The 26,625-nt window shown below is 60.4% G+C and carries 19 protein-coding genes and 4 pseudogenes; 6 read left to right on the top strand and 17 right to left on the bottom strand.

The genetic code is table 11. From position 1 onward, the window contains the following. Nucleotides 1-73 precede the first annotated feature (73 nt). Nucleotides 74-1,927, bottom strand: coding sequence for a glycoside hydrolase family 183 protein (locus LAQ74_RS18560; RefSeq protein ID WP_224337681.1), 1,854 nt, complete (start codon nt 1,925-1,927; stop codon nt 74-76). Nucleotides 1,928-2,102: 175 nt separating this feature from the next. After that, nucleotides 2,103-3,278, bottom strand: a complete 1,176-nt coding sequence (locus tag LAQ74_RS18555) for a mandelate racemase family protein (protein ID WP_224337679.1) — start codon at nt 3,276-3,278, stop codon at nt 2,103-2,105. 347 nt (nt 3,279-3,625) lie between these two features. Between LAQ74_RS18555 and LAQ74_RS18550 the strand changes: the two genes are divergently transcribed. Further along, a complete protein-coding gene (locus LAQ74_RS18550; protein WP_224337677.1) occupies nt 3,626-3,967 on the top strand; it encodes an L-rhamnose mutarotase in 342 nt (113 codons plus the stop codon). A 175-nt stretch (nt 3,968-4,142) separates the two neighbouring features. On the opposite strand, the gene LAQ74_RS18545 is transcribed toward LAQ74_RS18550, so the two are convergent. After that, nucleotides 4,143-5,012 (bottom strand): amidohydrolase family protein, encoded by an 870-nt coding sequence (locus tag LAQ74_RS18545; protein ID WP_224337675.1) that lies wholly within the window; start codon nt 5,010-5,012, stop codon nt 4,143-4,145. Then, nucleotides 5,009-5,812, bottom strand: coding sequence for an SDR family NAD(P)-dependent oxidoreductase (locus LAQ74_RS18540; RefSeq protein WP_224337673.1), 804 nt, complete (start codon nt 5,810-5,812; stop codon nt 5,009-5,011). The genes LAQ74_RS18545 and LAQ74_RS18540 overlap by 4 nt, the downstream gene beginning before the upstream one ends. An 856-nt stretch (nt 5,813-6,668) precedes the next feature. Here LAQ74_RS18540 and LAQ74_RS18535 point away from each other — a divergent pair. Further along, entirely contained in the window at nt 6,669-7,448 is a 780-nt protein-coding gene (locus LAQ74_RS18535; protein WP_224337671.1) for an IclR family transcriptional regulator, read from the top strand. 549 nt (nt 7,449-7,997) lie between these two features. On the opposite strand, the pseudogene LAQ74_RS18530 reads toward LAQ74_RS18535, so the two are convergent. The 3 pseudogenes from LAQ74_RS18530 to LAQ74_RS18520 all read right to left on the bottom strand — a co-directional run. Continuing rightward, a pseudogene (locus LAQ74_RS18530) lies at nt 7,998-8,827 on the bottom strand (fumarylacetoacetate hydrolase family protein). Nucleotides 8,828-8,830: 3 nt separating this feature from the next. Beyond that, nucleotides 8,831-9,138: pseudogene (locus tag LAQ74_RS18525) on the bottom strand (cupin domain-containing protein). 142 nt (nt 9,139-9,280) lie between these two features. Continuing rightward, nucleotides 9,281-9,415, bottom strand: a pseudogene (locus LAQ74_RS18520) (SDR family oxidoreductase); the annotation flags it as partial. A gap of 936 nt (nt 9,416-10,351) precedes the next feature. Between LAQ74_RS18520 and LAQ74_RS18515 the strand changes: the two are divergent. Beyond that, nucleotides 10,352-12,682 carry a glycoside hydrolase family 3 N-terminal domain-containing protein gene (locus tag LAQ74_RS18515; RefSeq protein WP_425498548.1) on the top strand — a complete coding sequence of 777 codons (2,331 nt, stop codon included), beginning with the start codon at nt 10,352-10,354 and terminating at the stop codon, nt 12,680-12,682. A gap of 196 nt (nt 12,683-12,878) precedes the next feature. Here the strand turns inward: LAQ74_RS18515 and LAQ74_RS18510 are convergent, their stop codons facing one another. The 3 genes from LAQ74_RS18510 to gfo6 (LAQ74_RS18500) all read right to left on the bottom strand — a co-directional run bounded on the left by LAQ74_RS18510 (nt 12,879) and on the right by gfo6 (LAQ74_RS18500) (nt 16,527). Beyond that, nucleotides 12,879-13,763 carry a fumarylacetoacetate hydrolase family protein gene (locus LAQ74_RS18510; protein WP_224337669.1) on the bottom strand — a complete coding sequence of 295 codons (885 nt, stop codon included), beginning with the start codon at nt 13,761-13,763 and terminating at the stop codon, nt 12,879-12,881. Nucleotides 13,764-13,912: 149 nt separating this feature from the next. Continuing rightward, entirely contained in the window at nt 13,913-15,151 is a 1,239-nt protein-coding gene (locus LAQ74_RS18505; protein WP_224337667.1) for a mandelate racemase/muconate lactonizing enzyme family protein, read from the bottom strand. A 284-nt stretch (nt 15,152-15,435) separates the two neighbouring features. After that, nucleotides 15,436-16,527, bottom strand: coding sequence for a D-xylose 1-dehydrogenase Gfo6 (gene gfo6 / locus LAQ74_RS18500; RefSeq protein WP_224337665.1), 1,092 nt, complete (start codon nt 16,525-16,527; stop codon nt 15,436-15,438). A gap of 119 nt (nt 16,528-16,646) precedes the next feature. Here gfo6 (LAQ74_RS18500) and xacF point away from each other — a divergent pair, with 119 nt between their 5' ends. Then, nucleotides 16,647-18,095 (top strand): 2,5-dioxovalerate dehydrogenase, encoded by a 1,449-nt coding sequence (xacF, locus tag LAQ74_RS18495; protein ID WP_224337663.1) that lies wholly within the window; start codon nt 16,647-16,649, stop codon nt 18,093-18,095. Nucleotides 18,096-18,126: 31 nt separating this feature from the next. Beyond that, entirely contained in the window at nt 18,127-18,375 is a 249-nt protein-coding gene (locus LAQ74_RS18490; RefSeq protein ID WP_224337661.1) for a hypothetical protein, read from the top strand. A gap of 391 nt (nt 18,376-18,766) precedes the next feature. On the opposite strand, the gene LAQ74_RS18485 is transcribed toward LAQ74_RS18490, so the two are convergent. The 5 genes from LAQ74_RS18485 to LAQ74_RS18465 all read right to left on the bottom strand — a co-directional run bounded on the left by LAQ74_RS18485 (nt 18,767) and on the right by LAQ74_RS18465 (nt 24,061). Next, entirely contained in the window at nt 18,767-20,155 is a 1,389-nt protein-coding gene (locus LAQ74_RS18485) for a GntP family permease (RefSeq protein WP_224337659.1), read from the bottom strand. 104 nt (nt 20,156-20,259) lie between these two features. Continuing rightward, entirely contained in the window at nt 20,260-20,451 is a 192-nt protein-coding gene (locus LAQ74_RS18480) for a hypothetical protein (RefSeq protein ID WP_224337657.1), read from the bottom strand. Between the two features lie 117 nt (nt 20,452-20,568). Beyond that, nucleotides 20,569-21,324 (bottom strand): HTH-type transcriptional regulator XacR, encoded by a 756-nt coding sequence (gene xacR, locus LAQ74_RS18475; RefSeq protein ID WP_224337656.1) that lies wholly within the window; start codon nt 21,322-21,324, stop codon nt 20,569-20,571. A 545-nt stretch (nt 21,325-21,869) separates the two neighbouring features. Continuing rightward, complete coding sequence (gene gfo6, locus LAQ74_RS18470) at nt 21,870-22,940, bottom strand: D-xylose 1-dehydrogenase Gfo6 (protein ID WP_224337654.1); 1,071 nt, start codon at nt 22,938-22,940, stop codon at nt 21,870-21,872. 80 nt (nt 22,941-23,020) lie between these two features. Beyond that, a complete protein-coding gene (locus LAQ74_RS18465) occupies nt 23,021-24,061 on the bottom strand; it encodes a zinc-dependent alcohol dehydrogenase (RefSeq protein ID WP_224337652.1) in 1,041 nt (346 codons plus the stop codon). Nucleotides 24,062-24,160: 99 nt separating this feature from the next. Between LAQ74_RS18465 and LAQ74_RS18460 the strand changes: the two genes are divergently transcribed. After that, the gene (locus LAQ74_RS18460; RefSeq protein ID WP_224337651.1) at nt 24,161-24,934 is read left to right on the top strand and encodes an SDR family NAD(P)-dependent oxidoreductase; all 774 of its coding nucleotides are present in this window, start codon (nt 24,161-24,163) and stop codon (nt 24,932-24,934) included. Between the two features lie 101 nt (nt 24,935-25,035). Here the strand turns inward: LAQ74_RS18460 and LAQ74_RS18455 are convergent. Together LAQ74_RS18455 and LAQ74_RS18450 are read right to left on the bottom strand one after the other, a co-directional pair. After that, nucleotides 25,036-25,140, bottom strand: a pseudogene (locus tag LAQ74_RS18455) (IS6 family transposase); the annotation flags it as partial. A 113-nt stretch (nt 25,141-25,253) separates the two neighbouring features. After that, nucleotides 25,254-26,390, bottom strand: coding sequence for an ABC transporter ATP-binding protein (locus LAQ74_RS18450; protein ID WP_224337649.1), 1,137 nt, complete (start codon nt 26,388-26,390; stop codon nt 25,254-25,256). Between the last annotated feature and the right edge of the window lie 235 nt (nt 26,391-26,625).

The raw sequence follows: 26,625 nt of genomic DNA, 5'->3' as shown, positions 1-26,625 counted from the left end.
TCTCTACGAGTAGACCACGTGAAGACGAAGAATCGATTCGTAGTCGGTTTCGGTACGCGGACTGTAGGATCTTTCACTTGTAGTAGGCTTCCAGTTCACCGATAGACGTGAACGCTGCGTTCCCGCCTGGAACACCGATAATACGGACACCATCTCCGTGATCGTCCTCGAACGTGAATTCGTACGTGTTGTTGGGACCTGCGGTTTCATCGTACGGGTACTCTGGTTCGATCGAGAGTCCGTCCACGTCAACCCATTCGAAATTACGGCGAACCTGTACTCGTAAGCTATCGCCGTCATTGGCGAACCAGCCGCCGTCGGGGAACATAGCACCGGTCGTGTAGACGACTCTATTGAGAGCGTATTCCGTCTCCCAGAGATATCCCCAGAAGTCAAGCGGTTTAGCCGTCCCATCCCAGCTGTCTTCGCTCTGGCCCCTCTCCCCGGAGTTGTAGTACTTGCCGTTTCCGTAGTGTGCGCTCTTCTCTATGGGCACCGTTCCGTCTCTCGTTGCCAGGTTGTCGGCAGAACGCTTGTTGGACGGATTCGACTCTGCATACGGCGTCACGTCGAACTCTCTGAGATCGAAATTGTAGTTATTTCCACCGCAGGCAACTCCTTCGAACCAGTTTGCCTGCATCCACATCGACTCGCCGTTGTCTCCGATAAATTTGGATGGAATGGTCGTGGCGTACCCTCCATTTACGGGTCCGTCGCACAGTTCGTCAATAACGTTGCCGAACCATGGGAGACTCCCAAAGTCTTTGCGCATGAATAGCTTCCAGGGGCCCCACGGCTCCGGTGCTTCGTAGAATTCGAACGTATATTCGGTCCAGGAGGTGTAGAGATATCGGTCGAGTGGTTCGTTGTACACGACGCTGCCCTGCGATAAGACACTCATCGATTCGCCGCGGTTCGGCCCGTTCTCCATGTACTGGTCCTCGTACACGCGCCTCTCGTCTTCCAGAACGGGTTCGCGGCCCTCGAGTTCAGCAGTCCACGTCGGTCGACCGTTGTTCGTGACTCCGGCGAAGAATTCCCACGTGGACCGGTCCATAATCGAGTCTATCGGCGCCCGCGCAAGATAGAGTCGAACCGGGTCCGGAACGGTCCCGCTAAACGAACTGCGCCAGTTGTTGTCCAGGCCGTACGCATACACGTACTCTTCAGGGTTGTTACCGCCATGTCCTGGCGGCTCTGTCGCACCGATCCCTCGTGAGCGATTACCTGACTCCTTCGACGAACTATCAGTCCCGGGCGGTTCGGTATCACCGTGTCCGGGTGGATTTGGGGCAAGAACGTCGACATTCTCGTGGCTCTGACCGTAATCGAGGAAAAAAACGGTGGTGAACACATACTTGGAAAACATCGGTTCATCGGTCGTTTCCCAGGTCTCTCCGTAGTCGACAGATTTTGCAACACTCGCGTTGGGCGCATCGTCGAACGCCTTCTCGGCGGGGGAGTGACGAAGATCTTGGTAGGCAAGGTACAGTTCGTCGTTACCGTCGCCGTTGCCATCAACAGCTACCATTCCGGTTGGTTTGCGGTTGTACTCGTCGGAATCTGCCCAGATGATCCCGAGTTCGTCTCCAGCAGCGAGGCGCTCACCTGTCAGCCCGGTATCGGGCGTCCCATAGACTCGATTCATTACGATATCGGACCAAGAATCATCTGCGAACCCGGTGCCGTCCCCGTTTGCCGTGTACAGGTGCCCGTCGTCTGCCCAGCAACTGGGCCAGAGGTCGCCGTCGCTGTTAGTGTCGTATGTGCCGTAGTACTCAGCGAAAGCAGTAGCGAAGAATTCGCTCTCGAACTCCCAGTAATCGTCTCGTTCCGATGTCGCGCCAGCCGATTGACTGGCGAGGCCGAGCACAGGGACGGCCGCCGCTGCTCGTAAAAGCTGTCGTCTATTTGGATCGAACTCCATACCGGATAGTAATGTTAATTATTAATAAGCTTTCCCACGGCTGTAGCTCCGTGGCCTTCGTCCATTATTTTCAGCCGTGAAATTCATCCAGAACTAAGAACCGAGTTGGAGTTATCGCATCTAAAATTTCCAATCAGATAGTCCGATAAACAAAATGTGGAACGAAATTGAGCGATTATTCGTACGTCTGGACGCTACCGGTTGCGTTGTCCTCGATGTAGTCCCAGTCGTACTCAACGCCGAGGCCGGGACCGTCGGGGACCGGGACAGTACCGTCCTCGTCGATGGTGTCGATCATGTCTGAGTAGTCGCCCTCGTAGACGGGCGGCTGGGTGTTCGGGCAGTCGGGGTGGACCAGCGCGAGTTCGTAGTAGTTGGCGTTGCGCGTTGCGGCGATACAGTGGCGCTGAGCCGGCCCCGGGGCGTGAAACTCCACGTCGATGCCGAACCCTTCGGCGACGTGGACGCGTTTCATCGCGCCGGTGATGCCGGCGTCGTACTCCGGGTCCGCGCGCATGAAGTCCGTCGCCTCGTTGGCGACGAAGTCGGTGGCCGGTTCGAGTCCCCTGACGTGCTCGGTCTGGAGGATGGGCGTGTCGAGCTTCTGGCGTAACTTCCGGTGGCCGTGCTGGGAGATACCGCCGTCGCGGTAGGGGTCCTCGTACCAGAAAAATCCCTCCTCGTCGAGCGCGCGGCCGAGTTTGAGGGCGTCAGCGAACGTCTCGAGTTCGCATGCGGGGTCGTGCATCAGGTCCATCTCGTCGCCGACGCGCTCGCCGACGGCGTGGACGGCCTTGATCTCCCGGTCGAGGTTGCGTAGCTCGTCGCCGCCGCCCCAACCGTGGATCTTGAAGCCGCCGTACCCCATCTCTAGGCACTCCTCGGCGAAGTCGGCGAACGCCTCGGGCGAGTCCAGGCCGCCCGCGTCGTCGCCGTGGTACGTCGAGGCGTAGGCGGGCAGACGCTCGCGGTAGGTACCCAGCAGTTCGTGGATGGGCGCGTCGTAGTACTTCCCGGCGAAGTCCCACAGCGCGATGTCGATGGGCCCCATTCCCATCCGATCGTACTTCCGGAGCGCGCGCTTGACCTCTGACCAGTGGCGTTCGCGCTCGAGCGGGTTCTTCCCGATGAGAAACTTCGCGAACTTGCTGATCTGGTCCGGCGACGTCGACGTCGCGACGACGTACTCACCGGTGATCCCGGTGTCTGTATGGACTTTAACTGCAATTTTCGAACTCGTGAGCGTCGACCCGGGCTCGTAGACAAGGTTGAACCCGTTGCCGTCTGTGCCGACGTTCTCGATCGGATATTCGAATTCGACGCTCTCTATCTTTGTGATCTCTGGAGTCACATCCGTATGCCTCGTGGTATGAATATAAAATTTATTGGTTTTGCCGACACCTCTGTTTACGTTCTCCGGTTAAACTCATGCTGAGAAGAGTCATCTTCTGCCCTGATGGCTGGCTGAAATTACACGAGGTGCAGTCACGAACCCGCCGCATGCCTCCTGTTGGATGAGAATCGACGAGAGAACTTCTACCGACTATTTGTCGCAAACGTGGAGCGAATTCGTTTCGATAGGAGGGACTGACCCCATACGGTTAGAGGTTCGTCATCTGATCTTGTGGATTGACTGATGCACAAGATAGTGTCCAAAAACCCGGAATTTTTAATAGGCCTATTCGTGACTATGCAGCCGTGACTGAGAATCAAGATCTCGAACAGGTGGCGATATTACAGCGTATCAAACCGGAGATGACCGACGAGTACATCGAAGCCCACGACAACGTCCCTGAGTCGGTCATTGATGCTATGGTTGAGGGGGGTGTCTACGAATACCGACTCTTCCTTCGCGACGAGATAGCGGTCGGTATCATTGAGGTTGAGGACATGGAACAGTTTCAGGAGCGCTACGAGAGCGACCCCGAAAATGAGGAGTGGGAATCTCATGTGGAGCAGTTCAAAACGGAAGGGATCGATCCAGACAATATGGAGATGCCGGTCATGGAAGAAATCTGGTCGTTGAGCGACGATCTCTAATCGTAGTTCGACGTTAGGCGTGATCCACGTTCTATTTTCATGCGAAAATGCCTGCAGGAAAACGCAGCTCGTCTTCTCACGTGGTGAATTGGCGAGTGATTCCGCGTTGTTCATACAACTAACCCACATTTAGGGATCGATTCGAATAGTGGTGTCGGTTAAAAATAGTGAGTAATCACCTGTGTATCGAGGTGAACGTCTTTCCGCGGAGGTAGCGCCGATCGCGATCTGAAAGAAACCCTGCCTCGTCAACCCAGGATAGACACTCCTCGTACGTCGCCCAGCTGTCCATCCAGGGGTAATCAGAACCGAGCATCAAGCGCTCAGCACCGTACCAATCGACGAGATTCCGGACGTAGTCCCATAGGTCGCGGTACGGCCAGTCTTCCTTACTAGAGCGTGGTAAGGAGCTTACCTTGACCGAGACGTTGGTGTACTCGGCGAGTTCCTTGAATGCAGTCCATGGCCGCTTGTGTGGGTTGGTTGTCTCGTCGGGCCACGCCATGTGATCGATGACGAACTGGACGCCGGGATTCTCGCGGATCACCGTCGCCACGTCTGTGAGTTGCTGTGCCTTCGGAAAGACGAATATGGCGACATCCTCGGTGGCGGCGGCCTCGAATACGGGATTGAGACGGTCGTCGAGGAACCAATCTCCGTGACGGTCTAGCGTTGTCGGTGACTCCGCGTACTCAAGCGCGGCGTGTATCCGCACGCCGACCATCCGATCCAGCGATACTAAGCGACGGAGAGATGCGGCGGCTTCGGCCGGATCCTCCGGGAAGAAGTCCATCAGTCCGACACCGTAGAACCGGTTGGGATAAGCTTCGATAGCCGCCTGGGTGTAATCGTTCGCCTCAGTTCCCCGGCCGTACAACGGTGTCGTGACTATTACTGCCTCTTCTATACCTGCAGCATCCATATCAGATATCAGGTCCGTATGGGTGTATGGCCCCTCCCACTCGGGCGGAAGAACTTCTGCTTGCCAAGGGTAGTCGTCCGTGTCTGGGCCCCAGACGTGCGTGTGTGCGTCGACGACGGTCACTGGAGATTCCCCCCACCTGCGACCCGCAGTATTGTCCCGACGACGTATTCAGCGCGGTCGCTAGCGAGAAACAGTACTGCGTCGGCCAGATCTGATGGTTCCCCCATCCGTCCGAGGGGCAGGTCGCTCGCCCACTCGTCGAGAACTTCCTCTTCTGTCCGACCGCTCGCTTCTCCCTCTTGGTGTGCCTCTAACCTGACTTGTCGGGTGTCAGCCAAATCAGTCGACACGGCGTTCATCCGGATACCATGTTCGGCGAGTTCACCGGCCATTCGCCAGGTGAGTCCGTTTACTGACGAGTTCGACACCCCGTAGATCCCCCGGTTTCCGGTGCGTCGGTCGCCAGTCTGGCTCGTCACATTGACGATGGATCCTTCGATCCCTTCGTCTCTCATGTGCGTCGCAACGAGCTTCGAGGCGTAGAACTGAGCGCGCACGTTCACATCCATCGTGGTGTCCCAGTTGTCAAGATTTGCTTCGATCATCTCTCCTTCCATGGGCCAGATTGCCGCGTTGTTCACAAGTAAATCAATCTCTCCGAACTCCTGTATCGCGTTCTCGACGAGATCGTCGATAGCTGATGGGTCGCTCATGTCTGCTGTGATACCGATAGCGTTGCCGGTACCGAGCTCGTCGAGGCTAGACGCAGTTTCTCGAACATCCTTCTCGGTTCTGGAGTTCACTACTACATTCGCGTTCGCTTCTATGAGTGATCGTGCAATCCCTCGTCCGATGCCAGATGTAGAACCTGTCACAATGGCGGATTCTCCACTGAAGTCATACTCTGTGTGTCCGACCATGGCAATTGTTTCTCGAGAGTCTGCTTAAAACCAGGTGCTCGTCGACAGGCGGCCGCCTGACGATAGTGCGGAAAAGTCAGTAGCCCTAGACTGTACCTCTCGACTATTCACCAATCAGACACGGAGAGTGAGCGGTTTAGATACATCACCCTGTTCCATTATATCGTACACAGATCAGCGTGCGAACTCCTTCATCGGTATTTTTCCCGAAGCAGAGCATGTTTAACGTCGAACCACTAAAAGTCTGTTCCATATATCCGTACACCTGTACCAGTAATGTGACCGATGATCGCGTCTGACTCACATATTTTGCATCAGCAAAAATGGGAATAACAAACTTAGTAATGTTATTAGTCGGGAGATGGCAATAGCACATCTACACCGTTATACATAGCCGTCATGAAACTGAACTCAAAAAAGGTATCAGATGAGGATAAGACAGAGATAAGATATAGACAGATAATTTATGTTCCGATCATCTTATTCTTTGGATTGTGCCTTAGATCGGCACCAGCAGATCCAGATCGAAAACGGAGCATCAAATGCAAGGAGGAAATGAAAGAGGGAAGTGATCCTATAATGATCCCAGAGAAGCCGTATCTCTGGATTTGACGGGAGCCGTTCGGATCATACTGCTGTAACGATTGTTTTAGAATGTACGGTCTCTGGTAGATTGACAGAATCTCAAATTGAACTCATGTACTCTGATTATGTAAGAAGTATGCTGAATATACGAAAAGGTAAAAATCCATATAACTAGTTTTGTCTAAGGTCCCACCGGTGTATGAAATATTCGTACGATCTCGATACCGAACTGACAAAAGGTATATGTATGTGCCATTAATAATTCTGCTAAATGGATGGCCAAGACGTTTCAAATGATGGCCGCAGTTCGCTTAGTGTCATGGAGAGGACGTTTGAAATAGTGGAACACCTAACAGCCGTGGAAGAAACGGGTGTTACTGAATTGGCCAATCAACTGAATATCCCAAAGACAACAGCGCACTCGTATTTAAAAACACTTGAGAACACGGGCTACGCGATCAATCAAGACGGCAGGTATCGATTGTCACTTCGTATTCTCCTCCACGGGGGCCAACTGCGACACTCATTCTCGCTCTTTCAGACGGGACGAGCTGAAGTTGACCGGCTCGCCCGGGAAACTGGCGAAGCCGTCAATTTGGGTGTTCACGAGGACGGCGAACGGGTCATCATTTACGGCTCCGAGGGAGAGAACGCCATCTGGGATGATGTCCCAGTAGGGTCTCGGACGCCACTCAACCTCACCGCAATGGGGAAAGCGATGTTGGCGTTTCGTTCAGATGAGTTCGTGGAGGATTTCGTCGAGGAACATGGCCTTGCGAAAACGACGAAACATTCAATTACCGATCAAGGCAAACTATTTGAAGATCTCGAAGCGACTCGGCAGCGAGAGTACTCTATCGAGAGCGAAGAACATATCGTCGGTGTGCGAGCGTTTGGAGTCCCAGTCCGAAAAAACACCGGTGAGGTCATCGGTGCGATGTCGGTTGCGGGCCCAAACTCCCGATTGGCCTCCCGTGATACCGAGGAGAAACTGGTGGAGAGACTCAAAGAGGCCGTTAATATCGTCGAACTCCAGCATGAACAGCGTTGATCGTCGATTACGCTCGTGTGTATCGATGGCGCTCCGCTTGTGTGAGTCGTGATCGAAGTCGTCGAATTTCGGGCTAAACACGGTTATAACCAGTCTGAATGAGCAGATGAGTCATTTGGCGGTCCGGGTAGAATCAGATTCGGAGGTCTGCAACGATCGTCTCCACGCAAGTTGCGTTACGAACGCGTCTCTGACCGTAGATCCCGGTCCGAATCCGTCATCGCACCATTGTCCATCCTCGGTGAAAACAGTCAGAGGTCACCAGTAGATATACAATTTATAATATCCATCTTTTGTTTCACGAATCATCGGCCGGAAAGCTCAAACAGCTAAATTCTGCCGTTTAATGCCTCTAAGACTGCTATCATCATCTTAACGGTAATATATCAACTATTCCGGTTTAATTTTCAATTATGCTTTCAGGTGAGCAGTACAAGGATATAAAGCCAATTTACGATTTAGCGATCGAAGAACAGAGAGTGGCGTGCGGACATAAATAATTGCACTCCAAAGGCCGACCCGGTAGCCGGTTGGCAACGGAGAAAGTGTCTACGAGTAACCTACCACATCGGCTTCGAGGACATCGACACCCTCGACTTCCGTACGGACGTGGTCACCGGATTCGATGACACCCGCGTCGGGCGTGCCCGTCGAGATGAGGTCACCCGGTTCGAGCGTCATCACGCGCCAGTGGAACGAGACGAGTTCGTCCGATGGGAACAGCATCCCGTCGAGGTCGTTCTCGGCGATTACTTCGTCGTTGACGACGATGCGAACCGTGACGCCTTCGAGTCGGTCAAGCGTCGCCGGGGCCGACAGCCACGGGCTGACGACGATGGCGGTGTCGAAGCTCTTCGCCCGCGTCAGGAAGCGCAGATTTTTCTCCAAGACGTCCTCGCAGGTCATGTCGATGACCGGGATGAAGCCGGCGACGATGTCGCTCAACTCGTCGCGGGCAACGTCGGTGCACGTCCGACCGATGACGACGCCTAACTCCGCCTCTGCGGTGACTCTGTCACTCCAGGCGGGAAGTCGAATCAGGCCGCCCAGGGCGGTGACCGCCGTCGCGGTTTCATGAAACTCGCCGGCGCGTCCGGCCGGACTTCCGCTAGGTCTGCGTCGTGGTCGGCGTAGTTGAGTCCGATACCTTAGAGCTTTCCGGGGTCGAACGGCGTCGCGAACGTCAACGACTCGTTCGGAATTCGTCGCGCCGAAGCGCCATTCACGTCGACGTCCGCGAGAGAGTCACCGCGCACGGAGAGTGCCTCGTTCACGGTTTTGACGCCAGGTCCGGTCGATTCGAGCGGGACGAATCCCGAGTCGTCGCCCACCCACGAGCGACCGTTGGCCGTCCGAGCGAACCGTCGTTCGCCCGCCATCTACTACTCCGCGTCGCCGTCTTCTCGGTCGGTCCAGAAGTTGAATCCGCATCCGGGCGCGAACACGTCCAGACCGATGGCCCGCTCGTCACCCGTGTTCTCGACGCGGTGGGGCTCCCACGAGTCGAGGAGGACCGAGTCGTACTTTTGGAGCGTGTGCTCCTCGCCGTATTCGTTGTAGAGCGTCAACTCGCTCTCCGGACAGATGCACACCTGTTTGTTCTCGTGGTTGTGCATCGGCGACTGTGTCCCGGCGGCTTCTCGAACCACCTGGAGGTGAAAGCGTCGCTGCCGGCGAGCGCGGCGCGTATCCAGCCGTCGTCGGGTTCGTAGGTCTCGGCGTCGTCGAACGGAACGTGATCCGTGAGCGTCTCTCACAGTCGGTGGAAAAAGGAGTTTCGTCTGCGGCGAGGTTCGACAGCCCCGCCCAACGGCGCGTTTGGAGGACGGTAGGAGGTTTGACCTGCCGGTCCTGCCGTCGATGACTGTCGACTGTCCGTTGATGTAGCCCGACTTCGGCGACGAGAGGAACGCCACCGTGTTGCCGAATTCCATCGGGTCGCCGATGTGGCCGAGCGGGTTCGACGACCCGCGACATCTATTACGCATATGGTTTTGTAACGGAACGTGTCAACAGAGCTTTCTGCGAACTCCTAGTGAACAGCTACGGAACGTCGAATGAGGACTGTTACTGAATCCTCTCCAACGCGTCGACCGATTCCAGTAACACTCGGTCACAACTCTGTCATCGCTCCGAGAGCGTTTCGACGGGACGAAATGAGAATAACAAAATTAGTACTGTTATTCGAATCGCGAGGCCGACAACGAACGCCAACTGGTAGAACCGAAAGGGTAGGGGTCGGGAATGGCGTCTAGCCGCCGGAGCACCGCGGACCCGCGGTGAAGCGTCGTCTCGGTCGCCTAGCGACTCACTCGTCTCCGTCGTCGACGTCTTGGAGTCGAACGACCCCCCCGTCTCGCACTCCCCCGCCAATGCGGTCGGGAGTAACTCAGAGAGGCAGCTGTTCCGTGATAGAGAACGCATGTAATAGCTCCTAGTTATCGGTTCGCGTCCTCATGTCGGAGGATATCCGGATGTCCAGACGCAGACGCAAATAGCCTCGGATCCTGTTCGAAGGGTTCTCGGGTGCATCTATCGGTCATACACGCTCCAGAATTGGATAGCAACCGTTTACCGCGACGTGGATGTCCGTAACGAAAAACCCGCGGTAGTTTCGTAGTCCCCGATCGTTCATCAGACGAGCGAAGCGGCACCGACCAGCTATTCTCTAATACAGAACGACAATCAAGAGGACGTCGATGGTTCTGAGACGCCATTTTGGTCCACCTTTCGAAGGTCGGTGAGTGAATTTCTCACCTACCGTACTTAAAACCTCGAACTATCTCTCTGACTCAGTTCTGTAATGGGGAACGTTCGGAGAAGAACTGACGTGGAGTATTTCGAACGCGTATCCGTGTTCCGCGTCCAAATCGTTAAGACGCCGGATTGAGAGCACACAGGTGATGCAGACAGGTTCAGGCAGCGGAGGTCACGAGCGCTCGGTCACGCGACGCGTAGACGAACTCCTCGAACGGATGACGCTGGAGGAGAAGGCGGCCCAACTCGGATCGGTGAACGCCGAGGAACTGCTCGACGAGGACGGCGCCCTCGACGAGTCGGCCGTCGAAGAACACCTCTCGTCGGGAATCGGCCACCTCACCAGAATCGGCGGCGAGGGGAGCCTCCCGCCGCGGCAGGCGGCCGAACGCACGAACGAACTCCAGTCGTATCTCCGTGAGGAGACGCGTCTCGGCGTTCCGGCGATTCCGCACGAGGAGTGTCTCAGCGGGTACATGGGCCCCAAGGGGACGACGTTCCCCCAGATGATCGGGATGGCGAGCACCTGGTCGCCGGAACTCCTCGAAGAAGTCACTGGCACGATTCGCTCCCAACTGGAGGCTATCGGCACGACGCATGCGCTCTCGCCCGTTCTCGACGTCGCGCGCGACCTCCGCTGGGGCCGCGTCGAGGAGACGTTCGGCGAGGATCCCTATCTCATCGCGGCGATGGCCTGCGGCTACGTCGGCGGCTTGCAGGGTGACGGCGACGGCATCTCCGCGACACTCAAACACTTCGTCGGCCACGGCGCCGGCGAGGGCGGGAAGAACCGCAGTTCGGTCAACGTCGGACGACGTGAACTCCGCGAGACGCATCTGTTCCCGTTCGAGGCGGCCGTCCGAACGGCGAGCGCCGACTCCGTGATGAACGCCTACCACGACGTCGACGGCGTCCCCTGCGCCAGCGACGAGTGGCTGCTCACCGACGTCCTCCGCGGCGAGTGGGGGTTCGACGGAACGGTCGTTTCCGACTACTACAGCGTCGAGTACCTCCGGAGCGAACACGGCGTCGCCGCCGACGAACGGGAAGCGGGCGTCGCCGCCGTCGAGGCGGGGATCGACGTGGAATTGCCGTACACCGACTGTTACGGCGAACATCTCGTCGAGGCCGTCGAGGAGGGCGTGTTGGCCGAAGCGACGCTGGATCGGGCAGTAGGGCGCGTGCTCCGCGCGAAAGCCGAGGGCGGTCTCCTCGACGACTCGACCGTCGACGCCGACGCGGCGGACGAACCGTTCGGTACCGACGAGGCACGCGAACTCACGACGCGCGCGGCCCGCGAGTCGATGACGCTCCTGAAGAACGAAGGCGACCTGCTCCCGCTCGTCGGCGACGAAACCGACTCCGTCGCCGTCGTCGGCCCGAAGGCGGACGACGCACAGGAGCTCATGGGCGACTACGCGTACCCCGCCCACTACCCCGAGGTGGAGGTCGAGATCGAGGCCACGACGCCGCTGGACGCCGTCCGCACGCGAGGAGAGGAGTCCGGGTTCGACGTCTTGTACGAACGGGGTTGCACGACTACCGGTCCCGAGACGGACGGATTCGACGCGGCGACGACGGCAGCCGCCGACGCCGACGTGGCAGTCGCGTTCGTCGGTGCGCGCTCCGCCGTCGATTTTTCCGACTCCGACCGAGAGCGCGTCAACATGCCGAGCGTTGCCACCAGCGGCGAAGGCCGCGACGTGGTCGACCTAGGGCTCCCCGGCGTCCAGCAGGAACTCGTCGAGACGCTATACGCGACGGAGACGCCGCTCGTCGTTGTCGTCGTGAGCGGCAAACCCCACTCCATCGAGTGGATCGTGGAGGAAGTGCCCGCTGTCGTACAGTCGTGGCTCCCCGGCGAGCGGGGCGGCGAGGGTATCGCGGCGGTCCTGTTCGGCGACCACAACCCCGGCGGCCACCTCCCCGTCTCCATCCCGCGCACCGTCGGCCAACTGCCGGTCCACTACAACCGGAAACCAAATACTGCGAACGAGGAGTACGTCTACACCGAGAGCGACCCACTCTACCCGTTCGGCCACGGTCTGAGCTACACCGAGTTCGAGTACGGCAACCTCTCGCTGTCGACGGATGAACTGCCGCCCGCCGGAACGATTACCGCGACGGTGACGGTCGAAAACACCGGCGACCGTGCGGGCGACGACGTCGTACAACTCTACGTCAGCGCGGAGAACCCCGATCAGGCCCGTCCAGTTCAGGAACTCGTCGGCTTCGAGCGCGTCTCGCTCGACAGCGGCGAGTCGAATCGTGTTAGTTTCGAGGTCGCCGCTTCGCAACTCGCCTACTACGACCGAGACTTCGACCTTACCGTGGAGGAGGGACCCTACGAGTTCCGCGTCGGCCACTCCGCCGCCGATGTCGTCTCGACTGCACGGTTCGAGGTGCCCGAGTCCAAAGAAGTGCCGTCGACCGGTCGGACGTACTTCACCGAGACGACGGTCTCGGACGCCGACTGATCGGACGATAGCTGGTTTTTCCACCGGGTCCGGACGACACGTTTCCTCGTGCGACGACTCGGCTGCTTCACGACCCTGCCTCGGGGAACGCCCGTGTCTTCGCCGCTGCGCGTCGTCGGATCCGACGTGTCGTCGGCACGTCGAACGACGACATCACGTGCGGCGGTTTCTCGCGACCGCTGGGTGCGCTCCTCGCTCAGACAACGACGGTGTCGTTGACGAGTCGACCGATGTGATCGATGTCGATGGAGACGCGGTCTCCTTCTTCGAGCGTAAACGACTCGGGTGGGACGAGCGCCGTCCCCGTCAGCAAGACGAGCGTCTCCGGGAGGGTGTTGTGCCGGCCGAGGTAGTCGACGAGGGTCTCGCAGGAGGTCGCCATCTCGCTGGTTGACGTCGACCCCTCGTAGACGACCTCCCCGTCGCGTTCGATAGCGAGCGACATCGTGAGGTCGTGGGGATCCTCGACGACGGCTTCGGTCGCCACGCAGGGACCGAGCGAGCAGCAGCGGTCGTACACCTTCGCCTGCGGGAGATAAAGCGGATTGTCGCCTTCGATGTCACGACTGGAGACGTCGTTGCCGATGGTGTAGCCGACGACATCGCCGCGGTGGAGCACGACGCCCAGTTCGGGTTCGGGGACGTCCCACTCGGAGTCGCCGCGCACGCCGATCGACTCGCGCGGACCGACCGTCCGCGACGGCGTCGCCTTCAGGAACAGTTCCGGTCGGTCGCGTTCGTACACGTCGATGTACACCTCGGGCTTCCCGCTCTCGGCCTTGCGGGCCTCTTCGCTGATTCGGTAGGTGACGCCCGCCGCCCAGACTTCGTCCGGGACGACCGGTAAGAGCGCGTTCTCCTCGACGTCGCCGAGATCTCGGCGCTCCGCGTCCGGGATTCGGTCGCGGGCGATGGCGTCGACCGACCGGCCGCTCGCGTTCGCCGCGCGGGCAAGATCGGTGAAGGAGCTCAGATCTTCGGAGGCCGTCGTCAGGTCGTACGCGTCGTCTTCGTCGTCGATGACAACCAACGATTCGGAGAGTGATCTATGCTCTCCGCCGGGGAGTCGGTAGTAACGCATACTGGGTGATGAACAGAGGTCGTTAAAAGAGTATCGCTGCCAAGCGAACGACGCTCGAACGTCCGGATGTCGCACTCTCTCGTTACGTACCCGACGCGGCTCACGCCTCGTCGAACAGTACAAATCCGAAATTTTCTGGCCCGACGGAGTCAGGCTTCGTCAAACAGCTCCTCGCCCTCGACCATGTGCGCCTCGACGGCGTCCAAGTCGAGCGTCAACCCGAGGCCGGGTTTCTCGGGAATCTCCATGCGACCCTCTTCGATGAGGCCGTCCTCCTCGACGAGGTCCTCCCACCAGCCGAGTTCGTAGGAGTGGTACTCCACGGCCAGCGAGTTCGGGATGGCCGCGCCGACCTGCGCCGAAGCCATCGTCCCGATGGGCGAGGAGACGTTGTGCATCGCCACGGGGATGTAGTACATATCCGCGAGATCGGCTATCTTACGCGTCTCGCGCATCCCGCCGACGCGCGGCAGGTCCGGCGCGATGATGTCGACCGCCTGCGGCTGGAGCAGGGTACGCTGACCGAACTTCCGGTAGACGTTCTCCCCGACGGCGATCGGCGTCGTCGTGAAGTCGGTCACCTTCTTCTGTACCTCGTGGTTCTCCGGCGGCACGGGGTCTTCGAGCCACCACACGTCGTACTCTTCGAGAGCGACGGCGAGGCGTTTCGCGCTCCCGCCGGTGAACGACCAGTGGCAGTCGAAGGCGACGTCCGCGCGGTCGCCGACGGCCTCGGTGACGGCTTCGACGATCTCGACTTTGTGGTCTATCTCGGGACCCCGGAGGTGGCGGTTCGCGCGGTCTTTCTCGTGGCCCGAGGGGACGTCGAGGTCGAACTTGATGGCGTCGTAGCCGAGTTCCTCGACGACGCGAACGCCCTCCTCGGCGCAGGCCTGCGGGTCGGCCTCGTTCTCGGTGTGGAGGTCGCAGTAGATGCGCACCTCGTCGCGGTACTTGCCACCGACGAGCTGGTACGCCGGGACGTCGAGGAGTTTTCCGGCGACGTCGTGCAACGCGATCTCGATGCCGGAGATCGCGGAGATAACTTTCCCGGAGACCGAGCCCTCGCCGGACATCTTCTGGACGAGATGTTCGTACAGGCGGTCGATGTCGAGGGGGTTCTCGCCGACGAGGAACGGCTTCATCCGTTCGATGATGGCCGTGTCGCCGCCGCCCCAGTAGGACTCGCCGGTGCCGACGACGCCGGCATCGGTGTAGACGCGGACGAGAATCCACGGGTAGTTCCCGTCGACCATCGTCGTCTGGACGTCGGTGATCTCCGCGTCTCTGACGCCGCCGCGACTGTTCGTCAGGCCCATCGTCTCCGCGGAGAGGTCCCGCATCGTGTACTCCGCGTTCGGGTCGTGGAGCTTCGCGTAGTCAACCATTTGCGTCCGTATATTCCGAAACTCGGTAGTAAATCTTGCGCATGAACGACTGTCAGCCGAGCGTCGTCGAGGTGTCGTCCGTCGACACGGTTCGTGGTCGTCGTTGTGGTTCACGCTCGTCGTCGACACGATTCGTGCTCGTCAGCGGCGGTGTGGCTCACGCTCGTCCGTCGACGACGTAGAGGCGTGCGTCGCTCTGGGGGTTCCGAGCCCGCTGGAGACGGCTCCACGCAGCGACAACGCTACCTCGTGCGGCGACCGCCGACGACGTCGACAGCCGACGGCTACTGGACCGACACTTCTTCCCCTGTCTCGGCGGCCTCGTAGATGGCCGCGAGCGCGCGCATGTCGACGAGTCCGTGCTCGCCGTCCGGACCGAGCGGTTCCCCGCGCAGGACGCGGTCGGCGAAGTAGTCGAACTCCTCGGTCATCTCGTCGCCGAACAGGTCGCGGCGGCCGTCGTCTATCACCGCCTCGCGCCCCTCGAGCGTCCGGTAGACGAGCCGTTGGGTGGCCTGCCCGAGGAACGTGTGTTCGAGCAAGAGTTCGCCCTCGGTGCCGACGACGCGGAGATGTCCGGAGAGGTGTCCGTGCTGGCTGGACGTGCAGGCGGCGTACGTCCCGTCGTCGAACCGGAGCGTGAACGTCGCGTACTGGTCGGGGACGTCCCGGAACGCCTCGTCCTCGGAGTGCATCTGCGCGGTCACGCTCACCGGGTCGGCGTCGAGGACGAACCGCGCGGTGTTGAGCGGATAGATGCCGAGGTCCATCACCGTCGCGCCGTAGCCGGCGAGTTCGGGGTCGAGACGCCACTGGTCGGGGTCCCCCGAGACGACGTCGAGCAGTTGCTGGCTCATGTGTCCGTGGACGGCCACCGGGTCGCCGACGGCGCCGTCTTCGACGAGTTCGCGCATGCGACGCACCTGCGGGTCGGTCTGCATGCGGTAAGCGACCATCAGCGGCACGTCCGCAGCGGCGTCGACGAGCGCTTCGGCGCGTTCGACCGTCGCCTCCATCGGCTTCTCGCAGAGAATCGCCTTCCCGTGTTCGGCGGCCGTTCGCGCGTGCGTGAGATGGCGTGCGTTGGGCGTGCAGATGTAGACGGCGTCGTACGCCTCGGTCGCCTCGCCGTCGGCGAACTCGTCGTACGTCATCGCCGTCTCGGCGTTCGGTAGTTCCGCCGCTAACTCCGCGGCGCGGTCACCGGAACTACTGACGAGCGCCGTCGTCTCACAGAATCTCGACGCCTCGACGGCGGGTATCGCCTGCTCGCGCGTCCACCATCCGAGACCGACCATCGCGAGGCGGAGCGTCCCCGACTCCAGTTCCTCCCAGTCGCGCTCTCGGACGCTGCGTAGGTAGTCATCGACTGACATGGTCTGCGGTTCGAGGCGACCAGCAAAAGTGTAGTGGAGCGTCGGGGACGCCGAGAGGACCGTGACAGTTCTTCACAGAACCGTAAGAATAGTAAGCGCGAACCGAGAAGATGCCATCGATGACGGAGACTAACGAGAACTACGTCGACGGAGAGTGGGTCGCCTCCGAGACCGGCGAGACTATCGACGTGACGAACCCTGCGAATCCGAGCGAAGTCGTGGCGAGTTACCAGCAATCCAGCGCCGACGACGCGGCCGAGGCCGTCGACGCCGCGGTGGCCGCCGCCGAGGAGTGGCGGACCACTCCTGGCCCCGAGCGCGGGAGCATCCTCCGCGAGGCCGGGACGCTTCTCGGCCAGCGCAAAGAGGAACTGACCGACCTGCTCGTCGCCGAGGAGGGGAAGGCGCGCGCGGAGGCCGCCGGCGAGGTACAGCGCGCCATCGACATCTTCCACTACTTTTCGGTCAAGGCGGCGGACCTCGGCGGCACCGTCAAAGGTCCGAGCAGCCGGAACACGAACCTCTACACCCGACAGGAACCGGTCGGCGTCGCGGCGCTGATTACGCCGTGGAACTACCCCATCGCCATCCCGGCGTGGAAACTCGCTCCGGCACTAGCGGCGGGCAACACCGTCGTTCTCAAGCCCGCGTCGCTGGCTCCGGGGGTCGTCGTCGAGATCGCGCGAGCACTCGACGACGCGGGACTGCCCGACGGCGTCCTCAACGTCGTGACCGGTCCCGGCAGTTCGGTCGGCAACGAGTTCATCGAGAACGAGGGCACCGACGCCGTCTCCTTCACCGGCAGCAGTCAGGTCGGCGAGATGGTGTACGAGCAGGCCACCGACGCCGGCAAGCGCGTCCAGACCGAGCTCGGCGGCAAGAATCCGACGGTCGTCGCCGCCTCGGCGGACCCCTCGGAGGCCGCCGACATCGTCGCGACCGGCGGATTCGGCACCACCGGGCAGTCCTGCACCGCCTGCTCGCGCGCCATCGTCCACGAGGACGTCTACGACGAGTTCGTCGCCGAACTGGTCGACCGCGCGGAGTCAATCGACATCGGTCCCGGAAACGACCACGAGATGGGGCCGCAGGTCAGCCAGAGCGAACTGGAGTCGACGCTCGAATACGTCGACATCGCCCAAGACGAGGGGGCGACGCTCGCGGCGGGCGGCGGCGTCCCCGAGGGCGACGACGTCGAGGAGGGGTACTTCGTCGAACCGACCGTCTTCACCGACGTCGACCCGGAGATGCGCATTGCGTGCGACGAGGTGTTCGGCCCCGTCGTCGCCGTCATGAAGGTAAGCGACTTCGACGAGGGGCTCGACGTCGCCAACGGCGTCGAGTACGGCCTCTCGGCGAGCGTCGTCACCGACGACCACACCGAGGCCAACCGCTTCGTCGACGAGGCCGAGGCGGGCGTCGTGAAGGTCAACGAGAAGACGACCGGCCTCGAACTGCACGTCCCCTTCGGCGGGTTCAAACGGTCGTCCTCCGAGACGTGGCGCGAGCAGGGCGACGCCGGTCTCGACTTCTACACCATCGAGAAGACCGTCTACGACAACTACTGACGCCTCGGCTCCGACCGACCTGCCGTATTTTTTGACGTCCGACCTCGGACGCGCCGTCACCCGGTACTCCGCAGATGAGAAGCCGTACTTCCACGTGTCGAACGACCCCGCGGGCGATACGGCGTTCGTCCGCGTCGACGACCGGGTCGAGGCGGCCGCCCCTTCAAGGGTCTCGGTGGGGGTGTCGCTCAACTTCCTTACTGGTTTGACGCCACCCTTCGCGGCGCTGTACGCCGGCAGGTTCGCCATCGAGAGCCCGCCGCCAGCGAGGAGATGTTGACGATTGACCCCCCATCGTCCACCGCCGGCGAAACCTGGAAATCTGTCTTCGATGTCTCCGTCCTCCACGACTGAAAGGGACAGTACGCGTCGGTCGCACAAACTCGCTGGCCGTTGAGTACCACTCCCACGAACTCAACTGGTTTGGACGACCTCGTCGAGGGGACATCATCGAAGATGGGTACGCGAAAGTGTCGGAGATGCCAAGACTCGACTTCACGCCGCCTCCAGACGTATAGCCTCGTCGAGTCAGTGAACACCGGTCCGGGCGGTTCGAGCCAGCGACTCTCGTTCTCGCGGCGGTACGTGGCGCGACCGCGTGCGCCACACGGCGGGAGTGACTCTCGGCGGTCGATCGACGCGTTCGAAAGAAGACCAGCGGCGAGGCGTCTTCAGGCCATCGGCAGGATCGACGAGAAGATGAGCGTGCTCAGCAGGCCGCTGAATCCGATGAGAGACGTCGCGACCGTCCACGTCTTGAGCGTCTCCGCCTGCGTGAGGCCGCCGATTTCCTTGACGATCCAGAAACCGCTGTCGTTGTACCACGAGCAGAACGACGCGCCCGCCCCGATGGACATCACCAGGTACGCGAGGTTGACGTCGAGACCGCTCGCCAGCGGCGCCATGATCCCCGCGGTGGTGACGATGGCGACTGTCGCCGACCCCTGGACGAGGCGGACGCCCGCCGCGATAAGCCACGCCGTCACGAGGAGGCCGAGGCCGACCTGCTCGAGACTGCTCGCGATGTACTCGCCGGCGCCGGCGGCTTCGATCATCACACCGAACGCCCCACCGGCCGCAGTGATAGCGGCGATGTTACCGCCGCTCCTGAGCGCGTCGGTGAGCTCGTCGGAGAACGTGTCGCTGTCGAGATCGCTCATGCGGTAGTACGTGATCGCCGCCGCCATCGCGGCCACCGTCAGCGCGAGGTTCGGATCGCCGAAGAAGCCGGTGACCGAAGCGACCGCCGCGTCCTCGCCGATGAACGTCGTCACGGCCGTGTTCGCGGTGACGAGGACGATCGCGAGCAGGATCGGCAGCAGCGACTCGAACACGCCGGGGAGTGCGCTGGTCGGGACCTCGTTCTGCTCTTCGAGTTCCTCGACGGTCGTGCCCATCGCGTCCCGGAGCGGGATGTCGAGACGCCGGTTGATCCAGTAGCCGTACCCGAGCCCCGAGATCAGCGCCGTCGGCAGGCCGACCATGAGCCCAATGGCGATCGTCTCGCCCAGGTTGGCGTCGAACTCCTCGACGGCGAGGAGCGGTCCGGGCGTCGGCGGGACGAACCCGTGCGTGACGACCCCCGCGGCACCCACCGCGACGATGAACAGGGTGTAGTTCTCCCCCTGCCGCGACCGGGCCGAGCGGGCCAGCGGCGCGAGTAGGTAGAACACGTTGTCGAAGAACACGGGGATCGACATGATGAAACTGCTACTGAACAGCGAGATCTCCGTGTTGTCGTCGCCGAAGAGACTCGTGAACCCTCGGACGATGCGATTCGCTGCCCCGCTCTCGATCATCGCCTTCCCGATGATCGCCGCCATCAGGATCGGGATACCGATGCCGGCCATCCCGTCCCCGAAGGCCGTCGCGAACTCGGCTGGTACCTCCGCGAACGGGATCGACGGCGCGACGATCCCGACCACGAGCCCGGCGATCACGAGCGAGACGAACGCCGGGAGGTCGAGGACGACCAACAGCAGGACGATCGTTACGATCCCCGCGAACAGTGCGAGGAGCGGTGCCTCTCCACCCGTCTGTAGTAGTGTTGGTACGAACATCGAATCTACTTCTATCATTAATGTACTTTATTTTTACTATTTATTGCCCGTCATATCCGGTGGTGTTAAAAGGGGCGACGGCCGTGGGTGCACCCGACCTCAGATCACACCTCGACGACCGGGTTCGAGAGCTCGCCGATCCCGTCGATGACGATGCGAACCTCGTCGCCGGCCCGTGGATAGCGGTTCCACGCGTTCTCGCCGTTCTCACTTGAGTCGACGGCCCCGCTCCATACCGACGCGGTGTCACTATCGGCGTTCTTTATGTGAGAACAGACTGTCGCAATCTCCGCCATAGTATTACACTCAAAGTACTGTAACGGGACACAGCAAAGACGCGAAAGTGGACGCATTCCGGTGGTTCTAACGAGTGGCTTCGTTCCATCCCGTTCGAATATAGAGAATGAAGATTATCAGTAGTTGATGTTGAGTTCTACCACGTTGGCCGCGCTCAGGACGCGGTCGCCCAGTTCGCCGTGGAGGTCGTCGTCGCTGACGCGACTGGCGGGTGCGGAAACGCTTATCGAACCCAGCACGGTTCCTGAAGACATCTTAACGGGGGCGGCGATGCAGCGGAGTCCCTCCAGGCGCTCGCCGTCGTCGATGGCGTACCCCCGTTCGCGGACGGCTTCGAGCGACTCGAACAGTTCGTCGCGCGTCTGGATGCTATTGGATGTAATCGGTTCGAGACCGCGCTGGTCGATTATCTCGTCGACCCGCGACTCCGGCAGATACGCGAGAATCGCTTTCCCGAGCGCCGTCGTGTGGAGGTACGTGCGGAGTCCCGCGTACGTGTCGAGGTTGACGGCTTGCTCACCTTTCGAGCGCATCAGGTAGACGCCCAGCCCCTGTTCTTCGACCAGAAGATTGGCGAGTTCGCCGGTCTCGGCGGCGAGCGACTTGACTTCGGGTTCGGCGACCTGATAGAACTTCATCGACTTCCGAGTGCGACCCCCGATCTCAAGGAACTTCAGCCCCACTCGGTACTCGTCGCCCGTCTTCAGAACGTAGCCGTGTTTCCGAAGCGTTGTTAGGTGGTTGTGAACGGCACTTTTACCCATGTCCAGGTTCTGTGCCAACTCGGTCACACCGCATGGACCTTCCTCCATCAGCTCTTCCACCAGGGCGAGCGTCTTCTCGGTGGTTCGCACCGGGTGTTTGGCGTCCATGTTCGGTCTTTAACTATCTTTCACGATAAGCGTTCTGGTCTAGAGAACACGGACGGGTGATTCGCGGACAGTAGTCGGCAGTCGACAGTCGCAAAACGCTGGTGTTTGTCAGACGTGACCAGTTGCCATGAAATTCTCGAAACCCATGCGCCCGGCTTTCACCGGGATTCGAGTGTCTGCCACGTCGGCAGTAGTGGTCAGTTCATCGCAACCGCGGCGACCTACGCGGCCGTTCCGCGCCTACACGGACAACCCGGTTTTTGAGCTACCAAGCAGAGATGTTCCACCCCGTCCATCACAAGTGGCAAATAGCACCCGGAGTTTGCTTTCTTCTTTTCATCATTTAGTACGGTCATTGTTCAAACGGGTTCGATTCATTCATACGACGATAGTGGCGCTGACGAGATCACCGATGTAGCGATGTCGCAAATATTGAACTAATCTTCGTAGATCATAATAATTGAACACGATTGATTATAGAGGTCAACTTCACCTGCTCGTAGTGGCCAGAGGAATCATACACGGGAGAATCGACTTATTGCCAGTTACAGCTCGACGATGTCGCCACTCTCGGCCGAGTGGTGGATAGCTTCGATGACCCGCATGTCCGTCAGTCCGTGGCGACCGTCAGCGTGCATCGGCGCGCCGGTCAGCACGCGGTCAGCGAAGTAGTCGAACTCCTCCATCATCTCCCGCTCAGCGTTGAAGGTATCGTGGTCGACCGTTACGGTCACGTTACCCCGGGAGAGCTGGAGCGTCACCTCACCGTGGAACGCCGGCTGAAACTCGATCTGGCCCTCGGTCCCGGTGAGCTTCAGGTTCGTGTCCTCGTGGGCATGTTGGCTGTTGGTCGTCACCATCTTCACGTCGTCTTCGAGGACGAGTGTCGCCGCGGAACGCTCGTCGGAGACGTCTTCGAATGCCTCGTGATGGGAACTCATCCTGGCATGGACGGCGACGGGATCACGGTCCAGCAGATAGCGGGCGGTATTGATTGAGTAGACACCCAGGTCCATGACAGAGGTACCGTAGCCCGACAGGTTGGGGTCAAGGCGCCACTGGTCGGGATCGGGAATCATCTCTAGAAGAGGCTGGCTGTTGTTGCCGTACACCGACACCGGCTCACCGAGAAAGCCTTTATCGATCAGTTCCTTCGCCCGCTGAACGGCGGGGTCGGTGTGCATCCGATAGGCGATCATCAGCGGTATATCGGCGGCCTCGCAGGCCTCGACCAGCCGTTTGGCCCGTTCGACGGTGGCCTCCATTGGTTTCTCACAGATGACTGCCTTGTCTAATTCGGCTGCGGTCTCGACGTACTCCAGGTGGTAGGCGTTGGGCGTCCCGACGTAGACGGCATCGAACTGATCGCTAGCCGCGCCGTCGTGGTATTCGTCGTAGCTAATCCCGTTTTCGACGTCGTTCTCCTCGGCGAGCCGTTCGGCCTTCTCGGTCGAACTGCTCACAAGCGTCGTCACCTCGCCGAGGTCGGACGATTCGATAGCTGGCAGGGCGACGTCGATCGTCCACCATCCGAGTCCGAGCAGGGCGTACCGGACGGTGCCCTCAGTCGCCGTCTGCCACTTCCGCTCTTCGTAGCTGTCGATCCAGTCGAGCATTGGCGCAGGATATAGCGAGCGGGGAGTAAAGTCCTCGGATACGTGGTGCGCACGATCGAGAGCGAACCAATCCGTTGTGGTTATCGCAGTTCCGAGACGTCGAAGACAGGTTTGCAGGTGCCGCCGTCGACGAACGTCTCGAAAGCCTTGTCGGCGTCAAGTAGGGAGAAGCGCTCGTCGATGAACGTCTCGGCGTCGACATCACCGGTGTCGATAAGCCGGAGGGCGTTCTCGAAGTCCTCGTACATCGAGGCGTAGGAGCACTGCAGATCGATTTCGGCCCGGACTAGCGGTGAGTACGGCATCGTAGTCTCGCCCGTCTGGCCGATCAGGACGATCTGACCGCCCTTGCGGACCTCCTCGATCGCGGAGGGGAGTCCCGATGGGTGTCCTGTCGTGTCGAAGACAACGTCGTATCCGATGCCGTCGGTGCGCTCCTGGCGGACCTGCTCGAGGTCGTCCTCGGCGACGTTGATCGTGTCGAAGCCCAGTTGCTCGGCGAGCGGGAGGCGATAGTCGGCATCCAGACCGATCCCAGAGATGACGACCTCGGCGCCCTGGGCTCGGGCGACCTGCGCGGTGAGTTGTCCTATCGGACCGGGTCCCTCGACCAGGACACGGTCGCCCGCGCGCACTCGCGAGTTCTGGATTACGGCGCGGGTACCGATACTCGTCGGCTCGACCATCGCGGCGTGTTGCTGCTCAACGCTGTCGGGGACTGGGTGGAGCGCGTCCTCTGGAACGGCGATGTAGGGCTCGTAAGCGCCGTCGTGGTCCACGCCCGTGATGACGGCGTTCTGGCAGACGTTAGGCTCCCCGATCTCACACTGGTAGCAGTCGCCGCAGCCACGGATCGGTCGCTCGACCACACGGTCGCCGACAGCAAACTTCGTGACATCCTCGCCGACCTCGACGACACGGCCGGAGTACTCGTGGCCGATGACGGTGGGGAGATTCATGCGTTCGAAAGCGGACTCGAACTCGTAGATGCCGGCGTCGCTCCCGCAGAGGCCGGCGTAGTCGACTTCGACGAGCGCTTCGTCCGAACTAGGTTTCGGGCGATCGCGTTCGACGAGTTCCATTCCGCCGTGGCTACGACTGGTTTTCGCTAACCCTCGCATAACGAGGCTTCGCGTGTCGAGTGTAATATAGTATGGGGTAGGTCCATATTTACCCCTCTATTCACAAAGGTAATACGGGGCAGCGATCATCGTGAACGTATGGTCGCGTACGAGCACACGCCGGTATCAGTCGACGGCAAACGGGCTGTCGTCATCGGCGGCACGAGCGGGATCGGCCAGGCGATTGCACTCGGGTTCGCGTCAGAAGGCGCGGACGTCGTTGCCACCAGTCGAACCGAGTCGGCGGTCTCCTCGACCGCCGACGACATTGAAGAGCTCGGTGCCAACACCGCCCGTATCACCTGCGATGTCACCGCCCGGCAGTCGCTGGACGCGGTTCGGGAAACCGTGGTCGAGGAGTTCGGCGGTATCGACGTCGTCGTCGCCTCGCAAGGCGCCATTTCGCGGGAGACGGTCCTCGGTATCGAGGACGACGAGTGGAACTTCGTCACCGACGTGGCTCTGGACGGCGTCCGCAAGGTGACTCAGACGTTCGCGCCGGCGATGGACGATGGAGGGTCAATCGTCAACATCTCCTCGATGGCGGCTCGGCTCTCGATGGCGAACCTGCCGGCCTACTCCGCGGCTAAGGGCGGCGTGGAGGCGTTCACCCGCGCGTCAGCGAAGGAGCTGGCACCGGAGATCCGGGTCAATGCCATCGCGCCCGGGTTCGTCATCACTCCACAGAACACCGACACCTACGCCGAGGGGACCGAAAAGCGAGCGGTGATCGACGCCCGAGCCCCGCTCGGACGCGTCGCCGACCGCGAGGAGATCGTCGGCGCGGCGGTCTATCTGGCCAGCGACGCCGCATCCTACGTGACCGGCGAGGTACTCACCGTCGACGGAGGTTTCGGCGACAGCGCGTTCTGAAGTACCGGACCAGTCAACAGGACTGTACTGCCTACTGCCCTCCTCACAGGTCCTGTCCCGGCCGTGGAGACGCTGCTGGAGGCGACCGAGAGGTTCGCCAGATCGAGGGTAAACGCGGCGGATTCGACATCGTGTTTCTGGCGGAGTTCGCGCAGAACGATCTCGGTTAACGCGGTCGTTGTTGTGGGAAACAGCCGGAGATGCAGTCGTTTTCAGACAGACGGTCGTACGTGGGTACCGATCTGTCTCGATACTGGGCTATTTCACCTGTTTGTCTACCGAAGACAGCTCCCACGTAGAAATAGTACGATCGACGCTATCAGTCGTCGGCGACCGGCTGGGCGGTGCGCTGGGTTTCGGTGAGGATGTTCGTCCCATCCTCGGGGTGGAAGAGGTGGAGGTTCTCCTCGTCGAACGTGATGAACACCTCCTTGTTCTCCTCGGGCTTGACGTCGCCGGGGACGCGGACGCGACACTCGTCGTCCCCGACCTGGAAGTAGAGGTAGTTGTCGGAGCCGACGGGTTCGAGGACGTCGAGGTACGCGCTGATGTCGTTGGGACCGCTGCCGTCGGCCAAGTAGATGTCCTCGGGACGGATACCCATCACGAGTTCGTCACCGTCGTCGACGTACTGGCGGACGCGATTGGCGATCTCCGAGGAGAGTTCGTACTCGAAGTCAGGGCCGACGAGCGTCGACCCGTCGAACAAGACGTTGAAGGTGTTCATCGACGGACTACCGATGAAGTCGGCGACGAAGAGGTTGGCCGGGTGGTTGTAGATCTCGTCGGGAGTTCCCACCTGTTGGATCTCGCCCATGTCGAAGATAGCAACGCGGTCGGACATCGTCATCGCCTCCTCCTGGTCGTGGGTGACGTAGATAATCGTCGTTTCCAAGTCCTCGTGGATGCGCTGAATCTCCGTCCGCATGTGCATCCGAAGTTTCGCGTCAAGGTTGCTGAGCGGCTCGTCCATCAGGAACACCTCGGGGTCGCGCACGATGGCGCGCCCGGTCGCTACGCGCTGTTGCTGGCCGCCGGAGAGGCTGCCGGGTTTCTTGTCGAGCTGTTCGGAGATGCCCATCATGTCGGCGGCCTCCTCGACGCGCTCGTTGATCTCGGCTTTCCCCAGGTCCGTCGTCAATTTCAGCCCGTAGGCCATGTTCTTCCGGGCGGTCATGTGGGGGTACAGCGCGTAGTTCTGGAACACCATCGCCGTTCCGCGGTCCTGCGGGCTGACGTCGTTGACCACGCGGTCACCGATGCTGATCGTCCCGTCGGTGATGCTCTCCAACCCGGCGATCATTCGCAGCAACGTCGACTTCCCCGAGCCCGAGGGACCGACGATGGTCATGAACTCGCCGTCCTGGATATCCAGATCGATATCGTCGACGGCGAGAATGTCGTTGCCGCCGTCGTCGTAAATCTTTGACACGCTCTCGATGGTAACCTTACTCATACCTCAACTATTGCCGAGGTGATTTAAAAACGTTTTCGTGTTTGGGAACGAATCGCCGGGGCCACAGGTTATAAGTAGTAAATCTTAATCCGCGCCACTCCGCCATCGCTCGAGAGGCGTATGCAGGGAACGGTCCGACAGGATCCAGAGGCATATACATCAGTTGCGATATGATACCAGTTAATTTTATGCATTTTCTAAGTTTCCATGTCACAATGACAGCAACCTTTATTAA

The sequence above is a fragment of the Haloprofundus halobius genome (assembly GCF_020097835.1).
Taxonomy (GTDB): Archaea; Halobacteriota; Halobacteria; order Halobacteriales; family Haloferacaceae; genus Haloprofundus; species Haloprofundus halobius.
Note: the sequence above shows the minus strand (reverse complement) of the source record. Positions and strands in the feature narration are given on the sequence as shown.

Bases quoted from the DNA above. Each gene is read 5' to 3' on its own strand.
- LAQ74_RS18560 (WP_224337681.1), bottom strand. From the start codon at position 1,927: ATGGAGTTCGATCCAAATAGACGACAGCTTTTACGAGCAGCGGCGGCC.
- LAQ74_RS18540 (WP_224337673.1), bottom strand. From the start codon at position 5,812: ATGGTCGGACACACAGAGTATGACTTCAGTGGAGAATCCGCCATTGTG.
- LAQ74_RS18535 (WP_224337671.1), top strand. From the start codon at position 6,669: ATGGATGGCCAAGACGTTTCAAATGATGGCCGCAGTTCGCTTAGTGTC.
- LAQ74_RS18515 (WP_425498548.1), top strand. From the start codon at position 10,352: ATGCAGACAGGTTCAGGCAGCGGAGGTCACGAGCGCTCGGTCACGCGA.
- LAQ74_RS18510 (WP_224337669.1), bottom strand. From the start codon at position 13,763: ATGCGTTACTACCGACTCCCCGGCGGAGAGCATAGATCACTCTCCGAA.
- LAQ74_RS18505 (WP_224337667.1), bottom strand. From the start codon at position 15,151: ATGGTTGACTACGCGAAGCTCCACGACCCGAACGCGGAGTACACGATG.
- gfo6 (WP_224337665.1), bottom strand. From the start codon at position 16,527: ATGTCAGTCGATGACTACCTACGCAGCGTCCGAGAGCGCGACTGGGAG.
- xacF (WP_224337663.1), top strand. From the start codon at position 16,647: ATGACGGAGACTAACGAGAACTACGTCGACGGAGAGTGGGTCGCCTCC.
- LAQ74_RS18485 (WP_224337659.1), bottom strand. From the start codon at position 20,155: ATGTTCGTACCAACACTACTACAGACGGGTGGAGAGGCACCGCTCCTC.
- LAQ74_RS18480 (WP_224337657.1), bottom strand. From the start codon at position 20,451: ATGGCGGAGATTGCGACAGTCTGTTCTCACATAAAGAACGCCGATAGT.
- xacR (WP_224337656.1), bottom strand. From the start codon at position 21,324: ATGGACGCCAAACACCCGGTGCGAACCACCGAGAAGACGCTCGCCCTG.
- gfo6 (WP_224337654.1), bottom strand. From the start codon at position 22,940: ATGCTCGACTGGATCGACAGCTACGAAGAGCGGAAGTGGCAGACGGCG.
- LAQ74_RS18465 (WP_224337652.1), bottom strand. From the start codon at position 24,061: ATGCGAGGGTTAGCGAAAACCAGTCGTAGCCACGGCGGAATGGAACTC.
- LAQ74_RS18460 (WP_224337651.1), top strand. From the start codon at position 24,161: ATGGTCGCGTACGAGCACACGCCGGTATCAGTCGACGGCAAACGGGCT.
- LAQ74_RS18450 (WP_224337649.1), bottom strand. From the start codon at position 26,390: ATGAGTAAGGTTACCATCGAGAGCGTGTCAAAGATTTACGACGACGGC.